Here is a 20,568-nt window from a genome sequence, read left to right on the forward strand (position 1 = left end):
TTACCACGTCGGACGGACCGGTTCGTTTTTCTTCAATGGGGTTGAAATGCTGGAAATCAGCGGAGTAACGCGAAACTTTGGCGGGGTTCACGCCCTGTCCGGCGTCGACCTGACGATCGTCAAGGGCGGCATCGTCGGCATGATCGGCCCGAACGGCGCCGGCAAGACGACGCTCTTCAACTGCATTTCTGGCGTGCTGCCGGTCTCGAGTGGCGAGATCCGCTTCCAGGGCGAGCGCATCGACAGGATGCGGCCGGACGAGATTTCCGGCCGGGGCCTGGTGCGCACATTCCAGATCGCCCGCGGTTTCCCGCGGCTCACCGTCTTCGAAAGCCTGATGCTCTACGGCACAGACCAGCCGGGCGAGGGCCTCGTCCAGTCGCTGTTGCGGGACAAGGCGAGCATCGAGCGCGAAAAACAGCTCATGGACAAGGCGCTCGGCATCGCCGAACGGCTGAGGCTCTCGCATGTGCTGGACAACAAGGCGTCCGATCTTTCCGGCGGCCAGAAGAAGCTTCTGGAAATCGGCCGGGCGATGATGCGCGATCCGGCCATGCTGCTGCTCGATGAGCCGATGGCGGGCGTCAACCCGTCGCTCGTTCGCGAGATTGGCGAACGTCTTGTCACCATCGCCTCGGAAGGCGTCACCATCGTATTGATCGAGCATCAGATGGACCTGATATCGCGGCTCTGCGACCACGTCATCGTCATGGCCGACGGCAGGAAGATGATCGAAGGCACCTTCGAATTCGTGGCCGGCAACAAGGATGTGCAGAACGCTTACATGGGGTCTCGCAAATGAGTGTCTTGGCCGTCGAGAACGTCATCGCTGGTTATTCCGTCGGTGACCAGATCCTCAAGGGCGTCAACTTTCACGTCGGCGCGCGCGAGATCGTCTGCGTGGTCGGTCCCAATGGCGCCGGCAAATCGACGCTGTTGAAAACGATTGCCGGACTGCTGCGGCCTTCGGAAGGCAGCATCGTCTATGACGGTGCACCGATCAACGGCATGAAGCCGCATGACGTCTCCCGTCACGGGATCGCATTCGTGCCGCAGGAGCACAATGTTTTCGGGAACATGACCGTCTACGAAAACCTGGAAATGGGTGGGTACATCGCGCCAAAGCATTTCCGCGCCCGCGCCGACGAAGTGATGAAACACTTCCCCATCCTGCTCAAGAAAAAGACCCAGCTCGCAAGGACGCTTTCCGGCGGTCAACGCCAGCTGCTGGCGGTCGGGATGGCGCTGATGGTGGATCCTGGCCTTATCCTGCTCGATGAGCCGACCGCGGGTCTTTCCCCGGCGGCGGCAGACGAGCTTTTCGCTGAAATCCGCAAACTCCGCGATGCGGGCAAGGCGATCGCGCTCGTCGAACAGAATGCGCGCGAAGCCATGGCAATCTCCGACCGGACCTACATCCTGGTCGACGGCAAGAACAGCATCGAGGGACCTTCCCCGGAACTGCTGGCCAACGAGGACATCAACCGGATGTTCCTCGGGGGGTAGAACTCAAACTTCGGCAAACGCAAAGAAAAGGGAACGCAATGAACAGAAGAGAATTTCTTTCCGCATCCGCCATCGTCGCCGGCAGCCTTTGCGCTCCCGGCATCCTGCGGGCAGAGACGGCCATCAAGCTTGGTGTTCTGACGCCGCTGACCGGCGCCGGTGCCGCCGACGGCCCGCGCATGGTCAAGGCGATGCAGGCTGTCGTCGAAGAGGTCAACAAGGCCGGCGGCGTGATCGGTCGGTCGGTCGAACTCGTCGTGGAGGACGACCAGACAAACCCCGAAGCCGCCGTGCGCGCTGCGCAGAAGCTGGTCGGTGTCGATCGCGTTCCGGTGATCATGGGCACCTGGGCTTCGGCCGTTACTTCGGCCGTGGCCCCGGTGTGCTGGGAGAGCAAGACCTGCCTGATGACAGTGTCCGGCGCGGACTCGATTACTCAACTGCCGCACCAGGGCTATATTTTTCGCACGCAGCCGAACACCGCGCTGCAGGCGACCAAGCACGCCGAATACATCGCGTCCACCGGCGCCAAGAAGGTGTTCTACGTGGCGGTGCAGACCCCGTTCGCAGCAACGATGCGCGAGCAGATCGCCTCCGTACTCACCGCAAAGGGTTCCTCGCTCGTCGGGGGGCTGATCTATGAGTCGAACAAGACGAGCTACCGTTCGGAGATCGACAGCGCCATCGCGGCCAAGCCCGATTTCATTTACCTCAACAGCTATTCGCCGGATCTCACCGTCCTGCTCAAGGATCTCTACCGCGCCGGTTATTCGGGTGGCCGCATCACCCAATCCTACGCCTATACGAGCAAGGTGGCCGAAGGCATCCAGGCCGATGTTACCGATGGACTCATCACCGTACAGCCATCCAGCGACGTCGGCAGCGAAGCGTATTCGCTGGTTCAAAAGCGGTTGAACAACCCGGCAGCGGATTCCTACGAGGCCCAGGCGACCGACTGGATCAGCCTTGCACTCCTTGCCGTCCAGAAATCCGGCAAAGCCGTCGGAACCGATATCCGCGACGCCGTTCGCCTGATTTCCCAGGGTAGCGGTACCAAGGTCTATTCGGCGGCTGAAGGCTTGAAGCTTCTGCAGCAGGGCAAGGATGTCAACTATGACGGTGCCAGCGGCAACTGCGACTTCAACGAGAAGGGCGACATCATGGATTGCCGCTTCCGTTACAGCGCGGCCAAGGGCGGCAAGATCGAATTGATCAAGATCGTCTGATCGGGGATAGCAGATGAACGTTCTCCAGTTGATTGCGAACGGGATCATGGCGGGAAGCATTCTCGCCATTCCGGCCATCGGATTGACGGCAATGTATTCCGTGCTCCGGTTCCCCAATTTTGCGATCGCTTCGCATGCCACAGTCGGCGCATTCGCCGGCTGGGTCGCGAATTCCGTTTACGGGTTCTCGGTCCTGCCGTCACTTGCGATAGCACTTCTGATCAGCGGGTTCGTCGGCCTGCTGACCGACGAACTGATCCTGAAACCGTTCAGGTCGGCCGGCGTCATCACGACGGCCATCGGTTCGCTCGCCCTGACGATCGGACTGGAGAACGTCATCCGTCTTTTCTTCGGAAACGACCTGCGCGGATACGACTTGCCCCTGGCACGCGACATCATTCTCGGCGGCATTCACCTCGGCCCGCAGCAATTGAACAATCTCGCCGTGTCGATAGTCGTCATGGCACTGGTCTTCGGCTTTCTTTTCTTCACTCGCATGGGAAAGGCGATGCGGGCTGTGGCCGACAATCCACGGCTGGCCGATATCAAGGGCATCGATTCCCGGATCGTGGCGCGTATTGCCTCCTTCATGGGCATGGGACTCGCCGGTCTGGGCGGAATGCTGATCGGACTCGATTCCTCGATCGACCCGCTGACGGGCTTTCGCTCCATGCTGCCGATTTTCGCCGCGGCCGTGGTTGGCGGCCTCGGCAGCATTCCGGGGGCGGTGGCGGGGGCCCTTGTGGTCGGCATTGCGGAGGAACTGTCGCTTCTCGCGTTGCCCGCAAGTTACAAGTCCGCCGTAGCCTTTATCGCGATCATGCTCATCCTGACGCTTCGCCCACAGGGGCTTTTCGGACGCGAGGCCAACTAGCATGGAAATTTATATCATCAGCATGTGCGTCGTGGCCGGCATTTATGCGGTCATGGCTCTGGGTCTCAACGTCATGTGGGGCATGGCCGGTCTCGTCAACCTGGGCCTGGTCGGATCGGCGGCGGCAGGCGCCTATACGAGCGCGATCCTGACCAAGACATTTGCGATACCGATTCCGCTCGGAATCCTTGCGGGAGCCATCGTTGCAGCGGCCGTCGGGGCGGTCCTGGCACTGGTCACTCGCCGTCTGAAGGAACATTACCTGGCGATCGTCACGCTCGGATTTGCCGAAACAATCCGCATCGTCGCTTCCAATGAAATCTGGCTGACCAACGGTACCGACGGAATTTCCGGCATTGCCGGCCCGTTCCGGGCCGATCTCACACCGTTCCAGTACAACCTCGTCTATCTTGGAATTGTCCTACTGGTCCTCCTTGGGCTTTATGTCTGCTGCCAGCGCATCTCGTATTCACCGTTCGGCCGTGTTTTGCGGGCGGTGCGCGATGACGACATGGTGGTCAGCGTCGCCGGCAAGAACGCGCAGTCATTCAAGCTGAAGGCCTTTTCCATCGGTTCCGGTATCATCGGCCTGGCAGGCGGGCTTTATGCGCACTACACGTCGTTCATCTCGCCGGACCTCTTCGTGCCGCTGCTCACGCTCTACGTGAAACTGTCGCTTCTCGTCGGCGGTGTCGGAAACAATAGGGGCGCCGTTGTCGGGGCCGCCCTTATCATCCTCATTCTCGAAGGTTCACGCTTCGTCGTCCCGTTTATTCCCTACATTTCGCCGGCGCAGGGCGCTGCGATCCGCGAGCTATTCCTCAGCGCGACCCTTCTCATCGTGCTGCGGTTCAGGGTGACCGGCCTGGTACCCGAACCACACGATCATCCTGTCATTCCGCGCCCCGGAATCGCCACGGCCGGAACATCCATCAAAGCATCCTGAAAGGAACGTATCTTCATGAAAACCAAGGCTCCGGTCCTGGAAGACGTCGCACGTCTGGTTTCCGTCATCACTGCACGCAACGATATTGCGGAAGCGGCGCAGTTTCTGGATGACATCATCCAGGCGCGCTACGGTCACAAGCTCTTTACCCTGTTCCGTATTGTCGAAAACGGAGAGGCGGTCGAGCGCCTGCATTCCAGCGATAAGCTCGCCTACCCGGCGCGCGGACGCAAGAAGCGGGAGGATACCGTCTGGGGGCGCGTCGTATTCGGGGAAGGTAATGTCCTTATTTCGCGGAATGCCGAGGATATCCGGGTGAATTTTCCCGATTACGATGTCATCTTCGGCCTTGGCATCAACAGCATGATCAACATACCCGTCGTCTGGGAGGGCAAGGTGATCGGCTCGGCCAATCTCTCCCACCAGGACGAGGGTTTCTTCGAGGATAAGGACGCCGACTATCTGGGCATGCTCGTCGGCATCGTTGCACCCGTGGTCGCCAGCACACTAGACTGACCGCTCGCCCCTATCGTCCTGACCGATAATCACGTGGAAGAATGAGCATGAACATAGAGCGGATGATTTCGACGGTGGAAGTCCATACCGGCGGAGAACCGTTCCGGATCGTGACGAATGGCCTGCCGCGTTTTCCGGGCAGGACGATCGTCGAGCGCCGGGCGTGGGTGCAAGAAAACCTCGACAAGGTGCGGCAAGCGCTAATCTTCGAGCCGCGGGGCCACGCGGATATGTATGCCGGATATCTGACCGGACCGGTGACCGATGGGGCTGATTTCGGCATCATCTTCGTTCACAACGAAGGCTATAGCGACCATTGCGGGCACGGGGTCATTGCGCTGGCAACGGCCGCCGTCGAGCTTGGATGGGTGCCGCAGGTCGTGCCGGAAACCCGCGTTGGGATCGATGCGCCCTGCGGTTTCATCGAAGCCTTCGTGGAATGGGACGGCCGGCAGGCCCGCTCAGTCCGCTTCGTCAACGTTCCGTCCTTCGTTTATGTGGCAAATGCCAGTGTCACGACCGAGAGTTTCGGCCTCGTCGTAGGCGACATCGCCTTCGGCGGCGCCTTCTATTTCTATACGGATGGCCGCGCACACGGCCTGGATATCCGGCCCGGTAATGTCGAGCGGCTTATCCAATTCGGCGCGGAGGTCAAGAAGGCGGCCAACGAAGTCTATCCGGTCGTCCACCCCGATATACCGGAGCTCAATCATATCTACGGCACGATCGTCCACAATGTGCCGGCGAAGGAGGGATCGACCCAGGCCAACTGCTGCATCTTCGCCGACCGCCAGGTGGACCGTTCGCCCACAGGATCAGGAACGGCGGGACGCGTCGCGCTGTTGCACACGCAGGCTGCCATGCCGGCGGATGGCTGGCTAGTCAATGAATCCATCATCGGTTCCGTGATGCGGGGCAGAGTGCTCCGCGAAACGACGGTCGGGGGCTTCAACGCGGTCGTGCCGGAGGTTTCGGGCAGCGCATACATCTATGGCCAGAGCAGTTGGATCCTCGACCGGGACGATCCCCTGAAACACGGCTTTCTCGTCCGCTGACCCTGTCGGACCGTCCCTCATTCCTGGAGAAATGGACCTGCAATGGCTACCCTGTTCACGAACGCGCGCATATTTGACGGCTTCCAGAAGACGTTGATCGATGGTCTGCAGGTTCTCGAGGTCGACGGCATCATTCGTGAAGTCTCGCCGTCGCCGACCGCGCCGGAAGGAACACTGATCATTGATTGCGGCGGCAGAACCCTGACGCCGGGCCTGATCGATGCACATGTGCATGTCATCGCCAACAGCGTCGATTTGAGTGCCGGAAAATTCTGGCCGTCGTTCGTCTTCACGCAGGCGCGCTATATTATGGAAGGCATGCTGCAGCGTGGGTTCACGACCGTTCGCGATGGCGGCGGCGCCGATACAGGCCTTGTCCAGGCCGTCGAACAAGGGTTCATCGCCGGGCCGCGGCTCGTCATTTCCGGCCTTGCCTTGAGCCAGACGGGCGGCCACGGCGACATGCGCTCAGTCCTGCTTGGTCCGGGCGAAAAGACCAACAACAAGGTCGGCAGCTCTATCGCGCGGATCGCTGACGGTATATCGGAGGTCCGCGAGGCTGCTCGTGACGAGCTTCGCAAAGGCGCGCATTTCATCAAGGTCATGGCGTCGGGTGGTGCGGCGTCGGTTACGGACCCGATCGAGAACCTCCAGTATTCCGACGAGGAACTGCGGGCCATCGTTGAGGAGGCGCGCGCCTGGAATACCTATGTCATGGCGCATGCCTACACGCCGCGTTCCATTGCGGCGGTGGTGAAGGCCGGCGGCCGTACCATCGAACACGGAAACCTCATCGACGAACCGACAGCCGATCTCATGAGGCGCGAGGGAGCCTATCTTGTTCCGACATTGGTCGCTTCAGATATCTTGACCCAGTTCGCTGACAAATACGGGTTCTCAACCAACAGCATGAGGAAGATCTCCCAGGTTCGGGATCAGGGGCTGACCGGCCTATCCATTGCCCGCAAGGCCGGCGTCCGCATCGGCTTCGGCACCGATCTTCTCGGTATCGATCTGCACGAATACCAAGGCGAGGAGTTCACACTGCGGGCCAAAGTGGAGGACCCCGCGGAGACGTTGATGTCGGCTACCAGCGTCAACGCCCAGATGATGATGATGGATGGCTGCATCGGCGTGATTCGACCGAATGCCTACGCCGACATTCTCATTGTCGACGGTGATCCTACCCTTGATGCAAGCGTTTTCACAAAACGGGGAGACAACATCAAACTTATCATGAAGCATGGGAAAATTTTCAAGAACCAGCTTTAATCGAGCAGTGGTCGAAGATTGGTATCCTGTCGCTTGGCATTTAAACGTGAGAATGCAGCTGTTTTAGCCATGTTTGGCATTTAATGGGGTCAGAACAAGAGCAGTCCGAAATCGATGGGATGGAAGGCTGCCGCTCCCCCGGTGCTAGAATGGCATCGGTTAGGATGGACAAACCGGGAGCGTTCGAATGGAAGAGATCTCTACTGTTGGCATCGATATAGCGAAATCGGTGTTTCAGGTTCATGCGATTGATGTCGGTGGCAATGTAGTTGTGCGGCGACAGTTGCGTCGCCAGCAGATGCTGAAATTCTTCGCACAGGTGCCGCCTTGCCTCATCGGCATCGAGGCTTGCGGAACGGCTCATTATTGGGCCCGCGAGCTTTCGGCTCTCGGTCATGACGTGCGGCTGATGCCGCCAGCCTATGTGAAGCCTTACGTCAAAAGGCAGAAAAATGACGCCGCGGACGCTGAGGCGATCTGTGAAGCAGTGACGCGGCCGACAATGCGTTTCGTGCCGGTGAAATCCGTAGAGCAGCAGTCAGCGGCGATGTTGCACCGTTCAAGAGCTCTGCTCATCAAGCAACGCACGATGCTTCTGCATTCGATCCAGGCCCATCTTGCCGAACTCGGCATTTCGATTGGTGTGGGAACTAGCCAGATGGTCCGCGTCGTACGGAAGCTTGCGGAAGGTGAGCGATCAGATTTGCCGGAGCTTGCCCGGTTCGCCCTTGAGGCGCTGGCGAAGTTAGTTTGCGACCTGGCGCAACGCCTTCAGGCAATTGAAAAGAAGCTGATCTCCTGGCATTACAAGAATGATCTATCGAACCGACTGGAAACCATACCTGGAGTGGGTTTTGTCACGGCCTCGGCCCTGTCGTCGATTGTCCCCGATCCGCAGGCCTTTAAGTCAGGGAGACATTTTGCCGCTTGGCTCGGCTTGGTGCCGCGACAGAACTCCTCCGGAGGCAAGGCTCGGCTTGGCCGCATCAGCAAGCAGGGAAATCCATATATCCGGCAATTATGGTGCTCGGCGCAACCTCTGTTTTACGCTACATTCGTCGCGACGGAGGTAGTGGCACAGGATGGATCGGTGGCTTGTTGAGGCGTCGACCGCCAAAGGTCGCAGCCGTCGCTCTTGCTAATAAGATAGCTCGCATCGCGTGGTCGATCATGACGCGAGGCGGCGAATTTAAGGAAATCAACGATCTGAGAGCGGTTCAGCCCACAAATAGCTGAGGCCGTTCGAAGTTGAGGCGAAAGGGGTAAGTGAAGGCAGCAACTCGATCCCGATGGATCGGCCGATGCGCCGGCCTGCTCAAGTCCGCCGACAAGGGCGTGCGGTTTCTCGACGAGATCGGCGAACTCGGCCTTGATGAACAGGCTATGTGCCTGCGCGCGATCGAGGAGAAGAGGTTTCTGCCGATGGGGGCAGACCGGGAGGCGTCCGCAGACTTTCAACTGCTTGCCGGCACGAATCGCGATCTCGGCGAGGACGTCCATAAAGGCAGGTTCCGCGAAGATCTCTATGCCCGCCTGAACCTCTGGACATTCCAGCTGCCGGCTCTCCGCGAGCGCAAGGAAGACATCGAGCCCAATCTCGACTTCGAGCTCAAGCGCTATCTGGAACGTGAAGGCGAAAACGTCACCTTCAACAAGGAAGCGCGCGAACGCTATCTTGCCTTTGCGACCGGCCCACAAGCCGTTTGGAGCGCCAACTTCCGTGATCTGTCGGCTTCGGTGACGCGTATGGCGACACTCGCGCCGCATGGGCGCATCACGACCGAAGTTGTTGATGACGAAGTCAGAAGACTGAAGGCCTTTTGGCGCACAGCAAATGACGATCAAGCAGCCGACGCAATCATCATTGAATTGCTGGGCGCCGAAGTTGCCGCTCGCCTCGACAGTTTTGACACAGCGCAACTTGCCACCGTCCTTCACACCTGTCGAGAACACCCAACGGCAAGCGCTGCCGGCAGAGCCCTATTCGCGAACTCGCGCCTGGAGAAGAAGAGCAGCAATGATGCAGATCGCTTGTCGAAGTATCTCGCGCGTTTCGATCTCCGGTTCGAGGACCTTAAGAAGTGACATCCGAGACGGAAATAAGCGGGTCGGCGGTTCGAGCCCATTCAAGAGCAGCGATCTGAATAGCGCCTAATCAGTTGCTGTCGCGGAGAAGCAGACGCTTAATAATGAGTCGACTGAATCGACCCGAGAGAGGTCACCAAGTTGATCAAATCCCGCATGTTTATAGCTCATCTGCCGCCATGACAGGCAGTTGGCGAATTTTATTCGCTTCTGCTCGGAAGTGAGCGGCATCTCCATCGCGCCATTGGCATGCAGCCGTGTCTTCTGAAGCACGTCGCCATTTCTTAACGACAGGGTGACGATGTGTGGAAGACGTTCGTGCCCACGCTCCTCTTCGGCCGTGTAGGCGTGCATGCTGATCCTCTGCATCAGGGCCTGACGGCCGGGATTTTCGAGTGCAGCCGCTGTGAAATCCGCAAGCGAAAGTGAGCCTTTCTCCAGCGCGGTCGCTAGGCAATATTGCATCGAGAAACGCGCCTGCATCGAATCTGCAGGAGAGGGGTAGGCAAGGTTTTTCACGGCTGAAATGCCGACCTTGGTGTCGATCGCTGCGATGTCCTCAGGGTCAAGCGCGTGCTCCTGGACGAGATCTAGAAGCGCATCGATCGCCCGATGTGTCGAGGCGCAGCACGGATGAAGTTTCGTGACGAGGCCGCGGCTTTCTATGACAGGCGTCTCGTCAGGCTGCCAATCCGACCAGCCCCGTGCCTCGTCACCGCCGAATAGGTCGAGAAAGCCCTGTGGCCGTTCCAGAATGTCGAGACGGCCCGCGACTCCCGATAGCGCCAGCATCGCCGCCTCGACCGCGTTGCGGGCGGCGAGGCCTGCATGGATCGGTTTGGCGAGTGTTCCGAACTGACCTTTCGGCCCGCCCGCCATCGATGTCGCAAGGCTCATCGCCTGCGCCATTCCATCGATGCCAGCCCCGAGAAGATGCGCCACGCCGGCAGCCGCGCCGATCGCGCCGACGGTCGACGTGCCGTGCCAGCCCCTGTTGTAATGGGATGGATTGACGCCGTAGCCGACAGCGGCCTGGGCCTCCAACCCGACCAAATAGGCGTCGAGGAATTGAATGCCGCTGACAGCGCGGTCGGCCGTCGTGACGGCCATGAGCGCGGGAACCAGAACGGCAGATGCATGCGCCCGCGCCGGGTGAAAATTGTCGTCGAAATCAAGTGCATGGGCGGCTGTCCCGTTGACCAATGCGGCGATCGAAGGCGTTGAATGCCCTCCAGTCACCAGCACGCTACTCCCTCCTGCACCTGCACTTGGAAACGCCTCGGTCACCGCGATAACGCTGTTGTCCTCGGCGCCGGCGATCATGCATCCGAGCGTATCGATAACGGCATCTGCGGCCTTCTTCCGCGCCGAAGTCGAAAATGTTGCCCGCCGGGAAAGCGCGCCTGCGATATTAAGAAGAATGCCGGTCATTGACGAATGTCTCTCGCTGCGATTGCTTGAGCGCAAAATGTTCGAAGCCGGATCGAACCGCAATCTTATGCGGTTTCCGGATAGGTCTAGCGAAGGTGATGCAGTCCATGGTGAAAGCGACAAGCGCGGCGATTAGCCTGAAGCATATCGAGGCATATGACGCGATCGCTGCCACTGGCTCCACGGTCGCGGCCGCGCTCGAACTCGGCATTTCCCAGTCGAATGCAAGTCAACTCCTGCAGCAGCTGGAAGATTATCTCGGGGTTCGCCTTTTCGAGCGCGACAAGAACCGTCTTGCCGCCACCCGCGAGGGCCTGCAGCTCGGGCCGGAAATCCGCGCCATATCGGATCGTCTGCGGGCCTTGAAGACGACGGCGATCGAGCTGGAGAACGGCCGGTCGCGCGACATGCTTCTGAGGATCGCATTTCCGGGCAGCCTGTCATCCACGCGGGCGCCAAAGATGATCCGCGATTTTCTGGTCGCGAACGGTCCGGTTCGCGTCGAACTTGCCTCGGGAAGCTATCTTGCGATCGAGCGCATGGTGGCCGATGGCGAGGCCGATATCGGTTTTGCGCGCCTGCCGCTTGCCACGCCTGGCCTGAAGCAGGAGCGGCTCTTGCCGTCACGGATCGTCTGCGCCCTGCATGAAGATCACCCCCTTGCCGGTCGCCCGTCGTTGACGATCGCCGAGCTGAAGGGCCACGATCTCATCGTGCTCAACCGCGAAAGGCCGGTTCGTCACCAGATCGAGGCGCTATTCTATCAGCATGGAATCCGGCAGCGACCCTTGCTGGAAGCCCATTCGGTGGCGAGCGCCTGCGCCCTGGCCGCGGAGGGACTGGGGATCGCACTGGTCGGCGAGCTGATCGCACGGGAATATGCCCACAAGCCGCTGCGCTTCTTGGCGCTTGAGCCCGATCTGCCGGTGACCTATTGCCTGATCAGCGGCGAAAAACATTCGCGCTCGAAGACCGCTGCCCTGTTTCTCGAAAACATCGCCGGCTGGTCATGAGGGCGAGATTTGAAATGGGGGCGAGCGGGCAATGAACATCAGGCAGCTAGAAGTCCTGCGCACGCTTCTTGCGACCGGCTCGACGATCGCGACTGCAAAGGCGATGGGGCTCAGCCAGTCCGGCGTCAGCCGCATGCTGCAACAGCTGGAAAGCGATCTTTCGATCTCGCTTTTCGTGCGCGACCGGGGACGGCTGATCGCGACGCCGGAAGCGGCCGTTTTGGCGCGGGATGCAGAAAACGTACTGCTCGCCGTCGAGCGCATGGCCGGTCACGCCGAGGATTTGCGCAACGGCGCACTGGGGCCGGAAATCGTCCGGATCGGCCTACCGAGCAGCATGTGGGAAAATTTCGCGCCCGCCATGCTGATCGATTACATCCGCGATTTTCCCGGCGTCCGCATCGAAACTTTTTTCGAAACGACGACGGCGATCAACCGGCTGGTCGAGGAACGCGTCATCGATATCGGCTTTTTGCGCATGGAGGGCGAGAGCGGGCCGGGCATCGAAATCGACAGGGTGGCGACCGGGGAAAGTGTCTGCGTCGTACCGCAGGATCATCCGCTGGCCGAACTCGAAGAAATCACCGTCAAGGATTTGCGCAACGTGCCGCTGATCCTGATCGGCCGCCAGCGGCCGAACCGCATGGCGCTGGATCAGGCGTTCAAGCGTGCGGGCGTCAAACAGATGGTCAAGATCGAGACCCATACGAACAGCTCGGCCTGTTCCTATGTCGCCCATGGTCTCGGCGTGACGATCATCAGCAGCTTTTATGCCAATCTCTACCGCGACCTGCCGGTCGTGCAGCGGCCCTTCCTGCCCCGTTCGAAACAGGAATTCGGCTTGGCGCGTGCAAGCGGCGTTCCCTTGTCCATTGCCGCGCAGGGGCTCAGCGATGCCTTGAAAAAGCAGATACTGCTTTCGCAAAAAGCCGTTTGATATCGTGAGTATGGTGTTCTGATTCACGGTACGGTCCTTGCCCGTCACGGCTGCGGACTCTGCATAGACATATGACGAAACTGCATAATATTGCGCGCCTTTCTTCAAACCATCATAGTCTCATTCAACGAAACCGATGGTGTCCGAGGGAAAAGCGGGCGCCAATCGTGGGGATAAAATGCTGAGATTCATCCTGAGCCGTCTTCTGATGGCGCTTCCGACGATCGCGCTCGTCTCCGTGACGGTCTTTGCGCTGATCCGCTTCATTCCCGGTGATCCCGCAGCGCTGATGCTTGGCGACATGGCGCAGCCCGACCAGATCGCCGCCATGCGCACCGAGCTCGGCCTCGACCAGTCCCTGCCGCAGCAATTTGTCATCTGGGCCGGCAATGTCCTACAAGGGGATTTCGGCAAGTCGATCGTGAATGGCGAGGAGGTTTTGCCGCTCGTCGCGTCGCGCTTTCTTGTCAGCGCCGAGATTGTTGTGTTTGCGGTTCTGCTGGCGAGCCTGATTGCGGTGCCGGCCGGTGTCATCGCCGCCTGGAAGCAGAACAGCCTGACCGATCTTGCGCTGGTCGGCACGGCAACGGTGCTTCTGTCGATCCCGACCTTCTGGCTCGGCCTGCTGCTGCTCCTGTTTTTCGGCCTTTCGCTCGGCTGGCTGCCGGTCCTCGGTTATGTCTCGATCGGCGACAATCTAGCGGGTGGCCTTCTCTATCTCGCGTTGCCGGTGATGACGCTCGTCATCCACGAAATGGGTGTGCTGATCCGCATGGCGCGGGCCTCGACGCTGGAAGTGCTGCGTCTCGACTATATCACCCATGCCCGTGCCAAGGGGCTTTCCGAAGGCGCTGTCCTCTGGCGTCACACGTTCAAGAATGCCTTTGGCCCGACCTGGACGATGATCGGCCTGATCCTCGGCAACTTGCTCGGCGGCATTGCGGTCATCGAGACGGTGTTCACCATTCCAGGCCTCGGCCGGCTGATGGTCGACAGCATTTTTGCGCGCGATTACCCGGTGATCCAGGGATGCCTGCTGTTCGTGTCGCTGTCCTATGTCTTGGTCAATCTCGTCATCGACCTGCTCTATCCCCTGTTCGATCCGCGCGTGGTGGCCGAATGAAAAAGTTTGCTCTCAACGGGCTGATCGGCGGCATTCTCGTCGCGGTCCTGCTCATCACCGCCACGATCGGTCTCGTCTGGACGCCCTTCGATCCGATGAAACTCTCCTTCACGGCGCGCCTTGCCGCGCCGAGTGCCCAGCACTTGCTCGGCACCGACGAATTCGGCCGTGACGTGCTGAGCCGCCTGATGATCGGCGCCCGCGCCAGCGTCTGGATCGGCACCCTGACGGTGTTCTTCGCCACGCTCTTCGGCACGCTGATCGGCCTCGTCAGCGGTTATGCCCGCGGCTGGGTGGATGGCGTGATCATGGCGGTCAACAACGCGCTTCTCGCCTTTCCCGGCATCCTTCTGGCGCTCGGACTGCTCGCGGTGTTCGGTGCCAATCAGTACGGCATCATCTTCGCGCTCGGCATTGCCTATACGCCCTCCATGGCGCGTGTCGTGCGTGGAGCGGTCCTGTCCCTGCGCGAGCGGGAATTCATCGAAGCCTCGCGGGTCATGGGCAATGGCGAGCTCTATACGATGTTCCGGCATGTCCTGCCCAACTGCCTTGCGCCGATCACCGTGCTCGCCACCTCCATGTTCGGCTGGGCCATCCTCTCGGAAAGCGCGCTGTCCTTCCTCGGCCTCGGAGTTCCGCCACCGGCGCCGACCTGGGGCAATATGCTGGCGGCGGGCCGCCCGCTCATCCAGCAAGCTGTCTGGCTCGGCCTTTTCCCCGGCCTCTGCATCGCGCTGACGCTGCTCGGCATCAATCTTCTGGGTGACGCGCTCCGCGACAAGCTCGACCCGCGCATGAGGGGCCTGAAATGACCAACGAACCGCTCATCACCGTTCGCGACCTGTCGCTCGAAGTCGCAGGGACAGGCCATCAGGTAGTCAAAGGCATCAGCTTCGACATCGCTCCCGGCGAGATCTTCGGCATTGTCGGTGAAAGCGGCTCGGGCAAGACGCTGGCGACCCGCGCCCTGATCTCGCTCCTGCCACCGGCGATCCGCGTCACCGGCGGGTCGGTCACCTACAAAGGCAAGGATGTCATGTCCATGCCGGATCGGGCGCTGCGCCGTCTGCGTGGTGCCGAGATCGGCGTCGTCTTCCAGGAGCCGATGACTTCGCTCAATCCGTCGATGACGATCGGCCGGCAGCTGGAGGAGGGGCTTGTCCTTCACACGAAGCTTTCGCCGGAAGAGCGCCGGACCCGCATTCTCGACATGCTCCGGCGTGTCGGCATCCGCGATCCCGAGGGCGCGCTTACCGCCTATCCGCACGAATTTTCCGGCGGCATGCGCCAGCGCATCATGCTTGCCTCCGTCATGCTGCTCAAACCGGCGCTGCTGATCGCCGATGAACCGACGACAGCGCTTGATGCCGTCATCCAGCGCGACGTCATGGAACTGATGGTCGAGCTGACGCGGGCCGAAGGCACGGCCGTGCTTCTGATCAGCCACGACTTGCCAATGGTCGCACGTTACACGAGCCGTATCGTCGTCATGGAAAAGGGCACGATCGTCGAACAGGGCCGCACCGAGGATCTGCTCGATGCGCCGCAACATCCCTATACGAAAAAGCTCCTCTCTTCGCTGCCCTTCCGCGGTGCTGCGCGTGTGATCGAAACGGCAAAGGCGCCGATGGTCTCGGCGCAGAATATCGTCGTCGATTACCCGGGCCGCAATTCGCTGTTCAAGACGGCAAAGCCGAAGCGCGCCCTGCATGGCGTCAGCATCGAGATCCGTGAAGGCGAGGTCGTGGCGCTGGTCGGGGGGTCCGGTTCCGGCAAGACCACGCTTGGACGCACGATTGCCGGCCTCGTCCGGGAAAGCGAAGGCGAGATCCGCTTCCAGGGCCGCACCCGCGACGCGGACTGGACCGATTACCGTCTGAACTGCCAGATGGTGTTTCAGGATCCCTATTCCTCGCTCGATCCGCGCATGACCATTCTGGCCCTCGTCGAGGAAGCCCTGCGGCTGGTGCCGGGCCTCGACGCGGCTGCCAAACGCAAGCGCGCACTGGAGACGCTGGAAGAAGTCGGGCTCGGTGCCGATTACGCCCAGCGTTATCCGCACGAACTTTCGGGCGGCCAGCGCCAGCGTGTGGCGATTGCCCGCCCCGTCGCGCGCCGGCCCCGCTTCCTGATCGCCGACGAGCCGGTGTCTGCCCTTGATGTCACGGTGCGGGCACAGGTTCTCGACCTCTTTTCGGATCTGCAGAAGCGCTACGGCTTTTCCTGCCTGTTCATCAGCCACGATCTCGGCGTCGTCGAACAGGTGGCCGATCGGGTCGTCGTCATGCAGGACGGCCGGATCATCGAGGAGGGCGACCGCGATACGATCTTCGACCAGCCGAAAGAGGCCTATACGCGCCGGCTTCTCTCGGCCATTCCCGCCCTCGATCAGAACGAAAAGGGCGGCGTGACACTGAAATGGCGCCTGGAGAACTGACGTGGATGCGATTTCGAATGCCAAACCAGTTGCCGAGGCGCTCGCGGAAATCTGCGACGCACAGCCGTTCGTGACGCGGTTTTCGGTCCGCAACCTTCTGACCGGCGAGACGATCGAACGCGGTGCAGACGAGGAGACGCCGTCTGCCAGCACGCGAAAAACCTCGATCATGATGGCGGCCCTGAAGGCTGCCGAGGACGGTCGTCTCGATCTCGACGAGGCGATCACCTACGAGGCGCGCTTTGCCGAGGAAGTGGCAAGTGGCATGTTCCGCTACCTGACGCCGGGTATCGTCATTTCGCTGCGTGATGCGATCACCGGCATGATGGTGCTGAGCGACAATGTCTGCACCAAGATGGTGTTCGAGCGGTTGACACTGGAGGAGGTCGATGCCTACTGCAAGTCGATCGGCCTTTCGGGAACCCATCACCGCTTCCTCATTCCGCCACTCGCTTTGCCGGCCGATCACACGCTGAAATCGGTGACGACGACGACGGCGCGCGACCAGACTGCGCTGCTGCAGATGATCCTCGTGGCGCAGAGCTCAGCAGAAATGATCCAAAAGCTCGGCATCTCGCAGGAGCTAGCGGCCTATGCGCTCCAGACGCTGAAGAACCAGATCCTGCGCTACGCCATTCCCTCGCGTTTGCCGTTCGGCACGGTCGTCGCGCATAAGGGCGGCACGGGCAAGCGTGGCCGCATGAATGCCGGCATCGTCTATCGCGACGGCGCGCCGTTTTACATCATCTCCGCTTTCACCGACGAAGTGCCCCAGGTGATGGCGGATGGCACGCCGGGCTACACGATGTCGCTCGAAACCATCGGCAGGCTGTCGCGCGCCTGCTGGGACGGATTTTCCAGATAAAGATGAACGATCAAAAAGAGGGTAGAACAGTGAAAAAGCTTCTTCTCGCAGGCGCAGCCCTGCTCGCCTTGGCCAATGCTGCCGCTGCACGCGACATTACGATTGCCCAGAGCTCGGACCTGCGCAGCGCCAATCCCGGCGTCAACCGCGACGGCAATACCGACGGCGTCATCCTGCACATCGTCGAGGGTCTCGTCGGCTACAACAACAGCGGCGAGGTGAAGCCGCTGCTCGCAAAAAGCGTCGACATGTCGGCTGACGGCCTGACCTATACGTTCAAGCTCAGGACGGACGTGAAATTCCACAATGGCAAGCCGATGACGGCCGACGACGTGGTGTGGAACTGGAACCGGTACCTGAAGCCGGACACGAAATGGACCTGCCTCAGCGATTTCGCCAAGGGCGGCGCCGCGGCTGTGGCCGATGTGAAGGCGACCGATGCCTCGACCGTCACCATCACGCTCGAAAAGCCTTCCGCCGTCTTCCTCGGCCTGATGTCACGCCCGGAATGCGGTTATACCGGCATGATCTCGCCGGAAAGTGTTGCCGCCGATGGCAGCTTTGCCAAGCCGATCGGCACCGGCCCCTTCATGTGGGACGAGTGGAAGAAGGGCGAATATATCCACCTGAAAAAATTCGCCGACTATGTCTCGCCGGAAAATGACGGCAAGCCGGACGGAATGGTCGGCTCGAAGCGGCCGCTCGCCGATGGCATCAAGTTCATGGTCATTCCCGATCCGTCGACCATCAAGGCGGGCCTTGAATCGGGCGTGCTCGACACGGCCGAAGTTTCGCCGGACCTGATCCCGGAAATCAAGACGAACCCGAAAATGCAGCTCATTGTGGCGCGCAACAACGGCAAGAACCTCTTCTATATCCAGACGCGCGACAAGGTTCTGAGCAATCCGCATATCCGCCGCGCGATGGCAATGGCGCTCGATCTGGACGAGCTCGTCGCCGCCGCTTCGAACGGCACCGGCGAGGCGAACGGCTCCATGGTTTCGCAGGACAGCGTCTATTTCGACGAAACCCAGAAGAAGCGCCTGCCTTACGATATCGAGGCGGCGAAGAAGGAACTGGCTGCTGCCGGCTACAAGGGCGAGCCGATCTCGATCATCGCCAACAAGCGCGGCAACGTGCCGAGCTTCCCGGCAGCCGTGATGGCGCAGGCCATGATGCAGCAGGCCGGGCTCAACATCCAGATCGAGGTTCTGGACTATGCGACGCAGGTGGATCGCCGCCGTTCCGGCAATTACCAGGTCATCTCACAGTCCGTTGCGCCGCGCCTCGACCCGGCACTGATGTATTCCTTCTATGTCGGCGACAAGGACAAGAACGCCTCGCTGATGTGGGACGATCCGAAGGCCGTCGAACTGATGAAGGCCGCCTATGTCGAGGCCGATCAGGCCAAGCGGCAAAAGCTGTTCGACGAATTCCACGAACTGATGCTGAAGGAAATGCCGGGCATCTTCCTCTATGACATGGTCGACGTCTGGGGCGCGGCGAAGACGCTTAAGGGGCAGCCTGTCTGGCAGTCCAACGCCCGCCTCTGGGAAGTCTCTGTCGACTGACCGCATGTCCGTGCCATCGGCAAAGGATGGCACGGCTTTTTTTCTTATTGCCACAACCAGCAGCGGCGGCATCGCCTCTGAGAGAGAACCTGTGCCCGTTTCAGGGCTTCATTTGAGGAAATGCCATGAGCCACGAGGCCGTGAAGGCGATTGCCGCCCGGATCGAAGAGATGAAGCCCGACTTTGCCCGGCTGAGCGACAGGATATGGGATTTCGCCGAGCTGAAGTTCGAGGAGCAGCGCTCTTCGGCGGCACTGGCGGAAGTTCTGGAGGCAAACGGCTTCTCGGTGCGCCGCGGCGTTGCCGAGATGGAAACGGCATTCATCGGCGAGATCGGCTCAGGCAAGCCGGTGGTTGCCTTTCTCGGCGAGTTCGATGCGCTGGCCGGCATGAGCCAGGCCGCGGGCCTCGCAAAGGCTCAGCCGCTTGACGAGGATGGCACGGGCCATGGTTGCGGCCATAATCTTCTCGGCGTCGGATCGCTGATGGCGGCAATCGCATTGGCGCAGCACCTGAAGGAAAACGGTCTCCGCGGCACCGTGCGTTATTATGGTTGCCCCGGAGAAGAGGGTGGTTCCGGCAAGACCTTCATGGTGCGCGCCGGCCTTTTCGATGATGTCGATACCGCGCTCACCTGGCATCCGGCCCCCTTCAACGGCGTCCGCTCTACGAACAATCTCGCGGTCATCGAATACTATTACCGTTTCAAGGGTATGGCGGCGCATGCGTCGAATGCTGCTCATCTCGGCCGTTCGGCGCTGGATGCCGTCGAACTGATGAATGTCGGGGTCAATTTCCTGCGTGAGCACATGCCGCAGGATTGCCGGGTCCATTATGCGATCACCGATGCGGGCGGCAAGGCTGCGAATGTGGTTCAGGCAAAGGCGGAAGTGCTTTACTTGATCCGGGCACCGGAAATGCCGCAGGCATTGGATCTCGTCGAACGTGTCCACAAGGTGGCACGCGGTGCCGCGATGATGACCGAGACCGAGGTCGAGATCGTCTTCGATACGGCAGCGACCAATCTCCTGCCCAATATCGCCCTTGAGACGGCCATGCATGAAAACATGGTTTTGCTTGGCCCGATCCGTTTCGACGAGGCCGATATCGCTTTTGCCCAGTCGATCCAGGACACGTTTACCGACGAGGCGATCAAGAGCAGCATCCGGCTTTACCAGATCAAGGGCGATGCCTTTTCCAACGCAAGGGTCGATGGCTCCACCCCGCTGCATCTCGGCCTCAGGGATTTCGAAAGGCAGTCGCATTTTCGCGCAGGTTCGACCGATGTCGGCGATGTCAGCTGGGTTGTGCCGACGGCGCAATGTTGGACGCCGGCCTGGGCGATCGGCACCAATCCGCACACATGGCAGGTTGTTGCACAAGGCAAGAGCCCGGCGGCTCACAAGGCGATGGCACACGCCGCCAAGACGCTGGCCGCGACGGGGCTATCTCTGATTGAATCACCTGAGCTACTGGCTGCGGCGAAACACGAATGGGCCGAGAAAGCCGAGGGAAGGGCATATGTCTGCCCAATTCCACATCACATCAAACCGGCAAAGCCGTGAGTCATAATTGGTCCAAGATACATTTGACGTTGGCTCTATGATCGGCTTTCAAAGCACATGTGCTAACTAATGACACAGTTCCCTGGGTGGAGGTTGAAAACACAGGAAATTCAATGATTTCCTTTTCTTTTCTCGAGATTTCA

General features: G+C 60.4%; 17 protein-coding genes and 2 pseudogenes. 18 read left to right on the forward strand and 1 reads right to left on the reverse strand.

The annotated features are described in order from the left end of the window. Positions 1-46: 46 nt before the first annotated feature. From ACR9ZQ_RS00610 to ACR9ZQ_RS00655, 10 genes and pseudogenes are all read left to right on the forward strand, one after another. Positions 47-802: an ABC transporter ATP-binding protein gene (locus ACR9ZQ_RS00610; RefSeq protein WP_481426547.1), complete on the forward strand. Its 756-nt coding sequence runs from the start codon at positions 47-49 to the stop codon at positions 800-802. Then, on the forward strand, positions 799-1,506 hold the full coding sequence (locus tag ACR9ZQ_RS00615) for an ABC transporter ATP-binding protein (protein WP_113127513.1): 708 nt from the start codon (positions 799-801) through the stop codon (positions 1,504-1,506). The genes ACR9ZQ_RS00610 and ACR9ZQ_RS00615 overlap by 4 nt, the downstream gene beginning before the upstream one ends. A 38-nt stretch (positions 1,507-1,544) precedes the next feature. After that, the gene (locus tag ACR9ZQ_RS00620; RefSeq protein WP_481426548.1) at positions 1,545-2,732 is read left to right on the forward strand and encodes an ABC transporter substrate-binding protein; all 1,188 of its coding nucleotides are present in this window, start codon (positions 1,545-1,547) and stop codon (positions 2,730-2,732) included. A gap of 13 nt (positions 2,733-2,745) precedes the next feature. Further along, positions 2,746-3,606, forward strand: a complete 861-nt coding sequence (locus tag ACR9ZQ_RS00625; RefSeq protein ID WP_481426549.1) for a branched-chain amino acid ABC transporter permease — start codon at positions 2,746-2,748, stop codon at positions 3,604-3,606. 1 nt (position 3,607) lies between these two features. Continuing rightward, positions 3,608-4,552, forward strand: coding sequence for a branched-chain amino acid ABC transporter permease (locus tag ACR9ZQ_RS00630; protein ID WP_481426550.1), 945 nt, complete (start codon positions 3,608-3,610; stop codon positions 4,550-4,552). Between the two features lie 15 nt (positions 4,553-4,567). After that, entirely contained in the window at positions 4,568-5,068 is a 501-nt protein-coding gene (locus ACR9ZQ_RS00635; protein WP_112907711.1) for a GAF domain-containing protein, read from the forward strand. Between the two features lie 41 nt (positions 5,069-5,109). Continuing rightward, the gene (lhpH, locus tag ACR9ZQ_RS00640; protein ID WP_481426551.1) at positions 5,110-6,123 is read left to right on the forward strand and encodes a trans-3-hydroxy-L-proline dehydratase; all 1,014 of its coding nucleotides are present in this window, start codon (positions 5,110-5,112) and stop codon (positions 6,121-6,123) included. A 42-nt stretch (positions 6,124-6,165) separates the two neighbouring features. Next, positions 6,166-7,395, forward strand: coding sequence for a metal-dependent hydrolase family protein (locus ACR9ZQ_RS00645; protein WP_481426552.1), 1,230 nt, complete (start codon positions 6,166-6,168; stop codon positions 7,393-7,395). 187 nt (positions 7,396-7,582) lie between these two features. After that, positions 7,583-8,631, forward strand: a pseudogene (locus ACR9ZQ_RS00650) (IS110 family RNA-guided transposase). A gap of 60 nt (positions 8,632-8,691) precedes the next feature. Next, positions 8,692-9,480, forward strand: a pseudogene (locus ACR9ZQ_RS00655) (sigma 54-interacting transcriptional regulator); the annotation flags it as partial. A 66-nt stretch (positions 9,481-9,546) separates the two neighbouring features. Here ACR9ZQ_RS00655 and ACR9ZQ_RS00660 read toward each other — a convergent pair. Continuing rightward, positions 9,547-10,911, reverse strand: a complete 1,365-nt coding sequence (locus tag ACR9ZQ_RS00660) for an MmgE/PrpD family protein (RefSeq protein ID WP_481426553.1) — start codon at positions 10,909-10,911, stop codon at positions 9,547-9,549. A gap of 107 nt (positions 10,912-11,018) precedes the next feature. Here ACR9ZQ_RS00660 and ACR9ZQ_RS00665 point away from each other — a divergent pair, with 107 nt between their 5' ends. From ACR9ZQ_RS00665 to ACR9ZQ_RS00700, 8 genes are all read left to right on the forward strand, one after another. Then, a complete protein-coding gene (locus tag ACR9ZQ_RS00665) occupies positions 11,019-11,924 on the forward strand; it encodes a LysR family transcriptional regulator (protein ID WP_481426554.1) in 906 nt (301 codons plus the stop codon). A 31-nt stretch (positions 11,925-11,955) separates the two neighbouring features. Continuing rightward, on the forward strand, positions 11,956-12,861 hold the full coding sequence (locus tag ACR9ZQ_RS00670) for a LysR family transcriptional regulator (RefSeq protein WP_481426555.1): 906 nt from the start codon (positions 11,956-11,958) through the stop codon (positions 12,859-12,861). A gap of 178 nt (positions 12,862-13,039) precedes the next feature. Further along, positions 13,040-13,984 carry an ABC transporter permease gene (locus ACR9ZQ_RS00675; RefSeq protein WP_481426556.1) on the forward strand — a complete coding sequence of 315 codons (945 nt, stop codon included), beginning with the start codon at positions 13,040-13,042 and terminating at the stop codon, positions 13,982-13,984. Next, positions 13,981-14,799: an ABC transporter permease gene (locus ACR9ZQ_RS00680; RefSeq protein ID WP_481426557.1), complete on the forward strand. Its 819-nt coding sequence runs from the start codon at positions 13,981-13,983 to the stop codon at positions 14,797-14,799. The genes ACR9ZQ_RS00675 and ACR9ZQ_RS00680 overlap by 4 nt, the downstream gene beginning before the upstream one ends. Then, positions 14,796-16,424: an ABC transporter ATP-binding protein gene (locus ACR9ZQ_RS00685; RefSeq protein WP_481426558.1), complete on the forward strand. Its 1,629-nt coding sequence runs from the start codon at positions 14,796-14,798 to the stop codon at positions 16,422-16,424. The genes ACR9ZQ_RS00680 and ACR9ZQ_RS00685 overlap by 4 nt, the downstream gene beginning before the upstream one ends. A 1-nt stretch (position 16,425) precedes the next feature. Then, positions 16,426-17,289, forward strand: a complete 864-nt coding sequence (locus ACR9ZQ_RS00690) for a serine hydrolase (RefSeq protein ID WP_481426559.1) — start codon at positions 16,426-16,428, stop codon at positions 17,287-17,289. A gap of 29 nt (positions 17,290-17,318) precedes the next feature. Next, positions 17,319-18,860, forward strand: coding sequence for an ABC transporter substrate-binding protein (locus ACR9ZQ_RS00695; protein WP_481426560.1), 1,542 nt, complete (start codon positions 17,319-17,321; stop codon positions 18,858-18,860). A 125-nt stretch (positions 18,861-18,985) separates the two neighbouring features. Next, positions 18,986-20,425 (forward strand): M20 family metallopeptidase, encoded by a 1,440-nt coding sequence (locus ACR9ZQ_RS00700; RefSeq protein WP_481426561.1) that lies wholly within the window; start codon positions 18,986-18,988, stop codon positions 20,423-20,425. Positions 20,426-20,568 lie beyond the last annotated feature (143 nt).

The organism is Rhizobium sp. KNZ14-9A, from assembly GCF_056755015.1.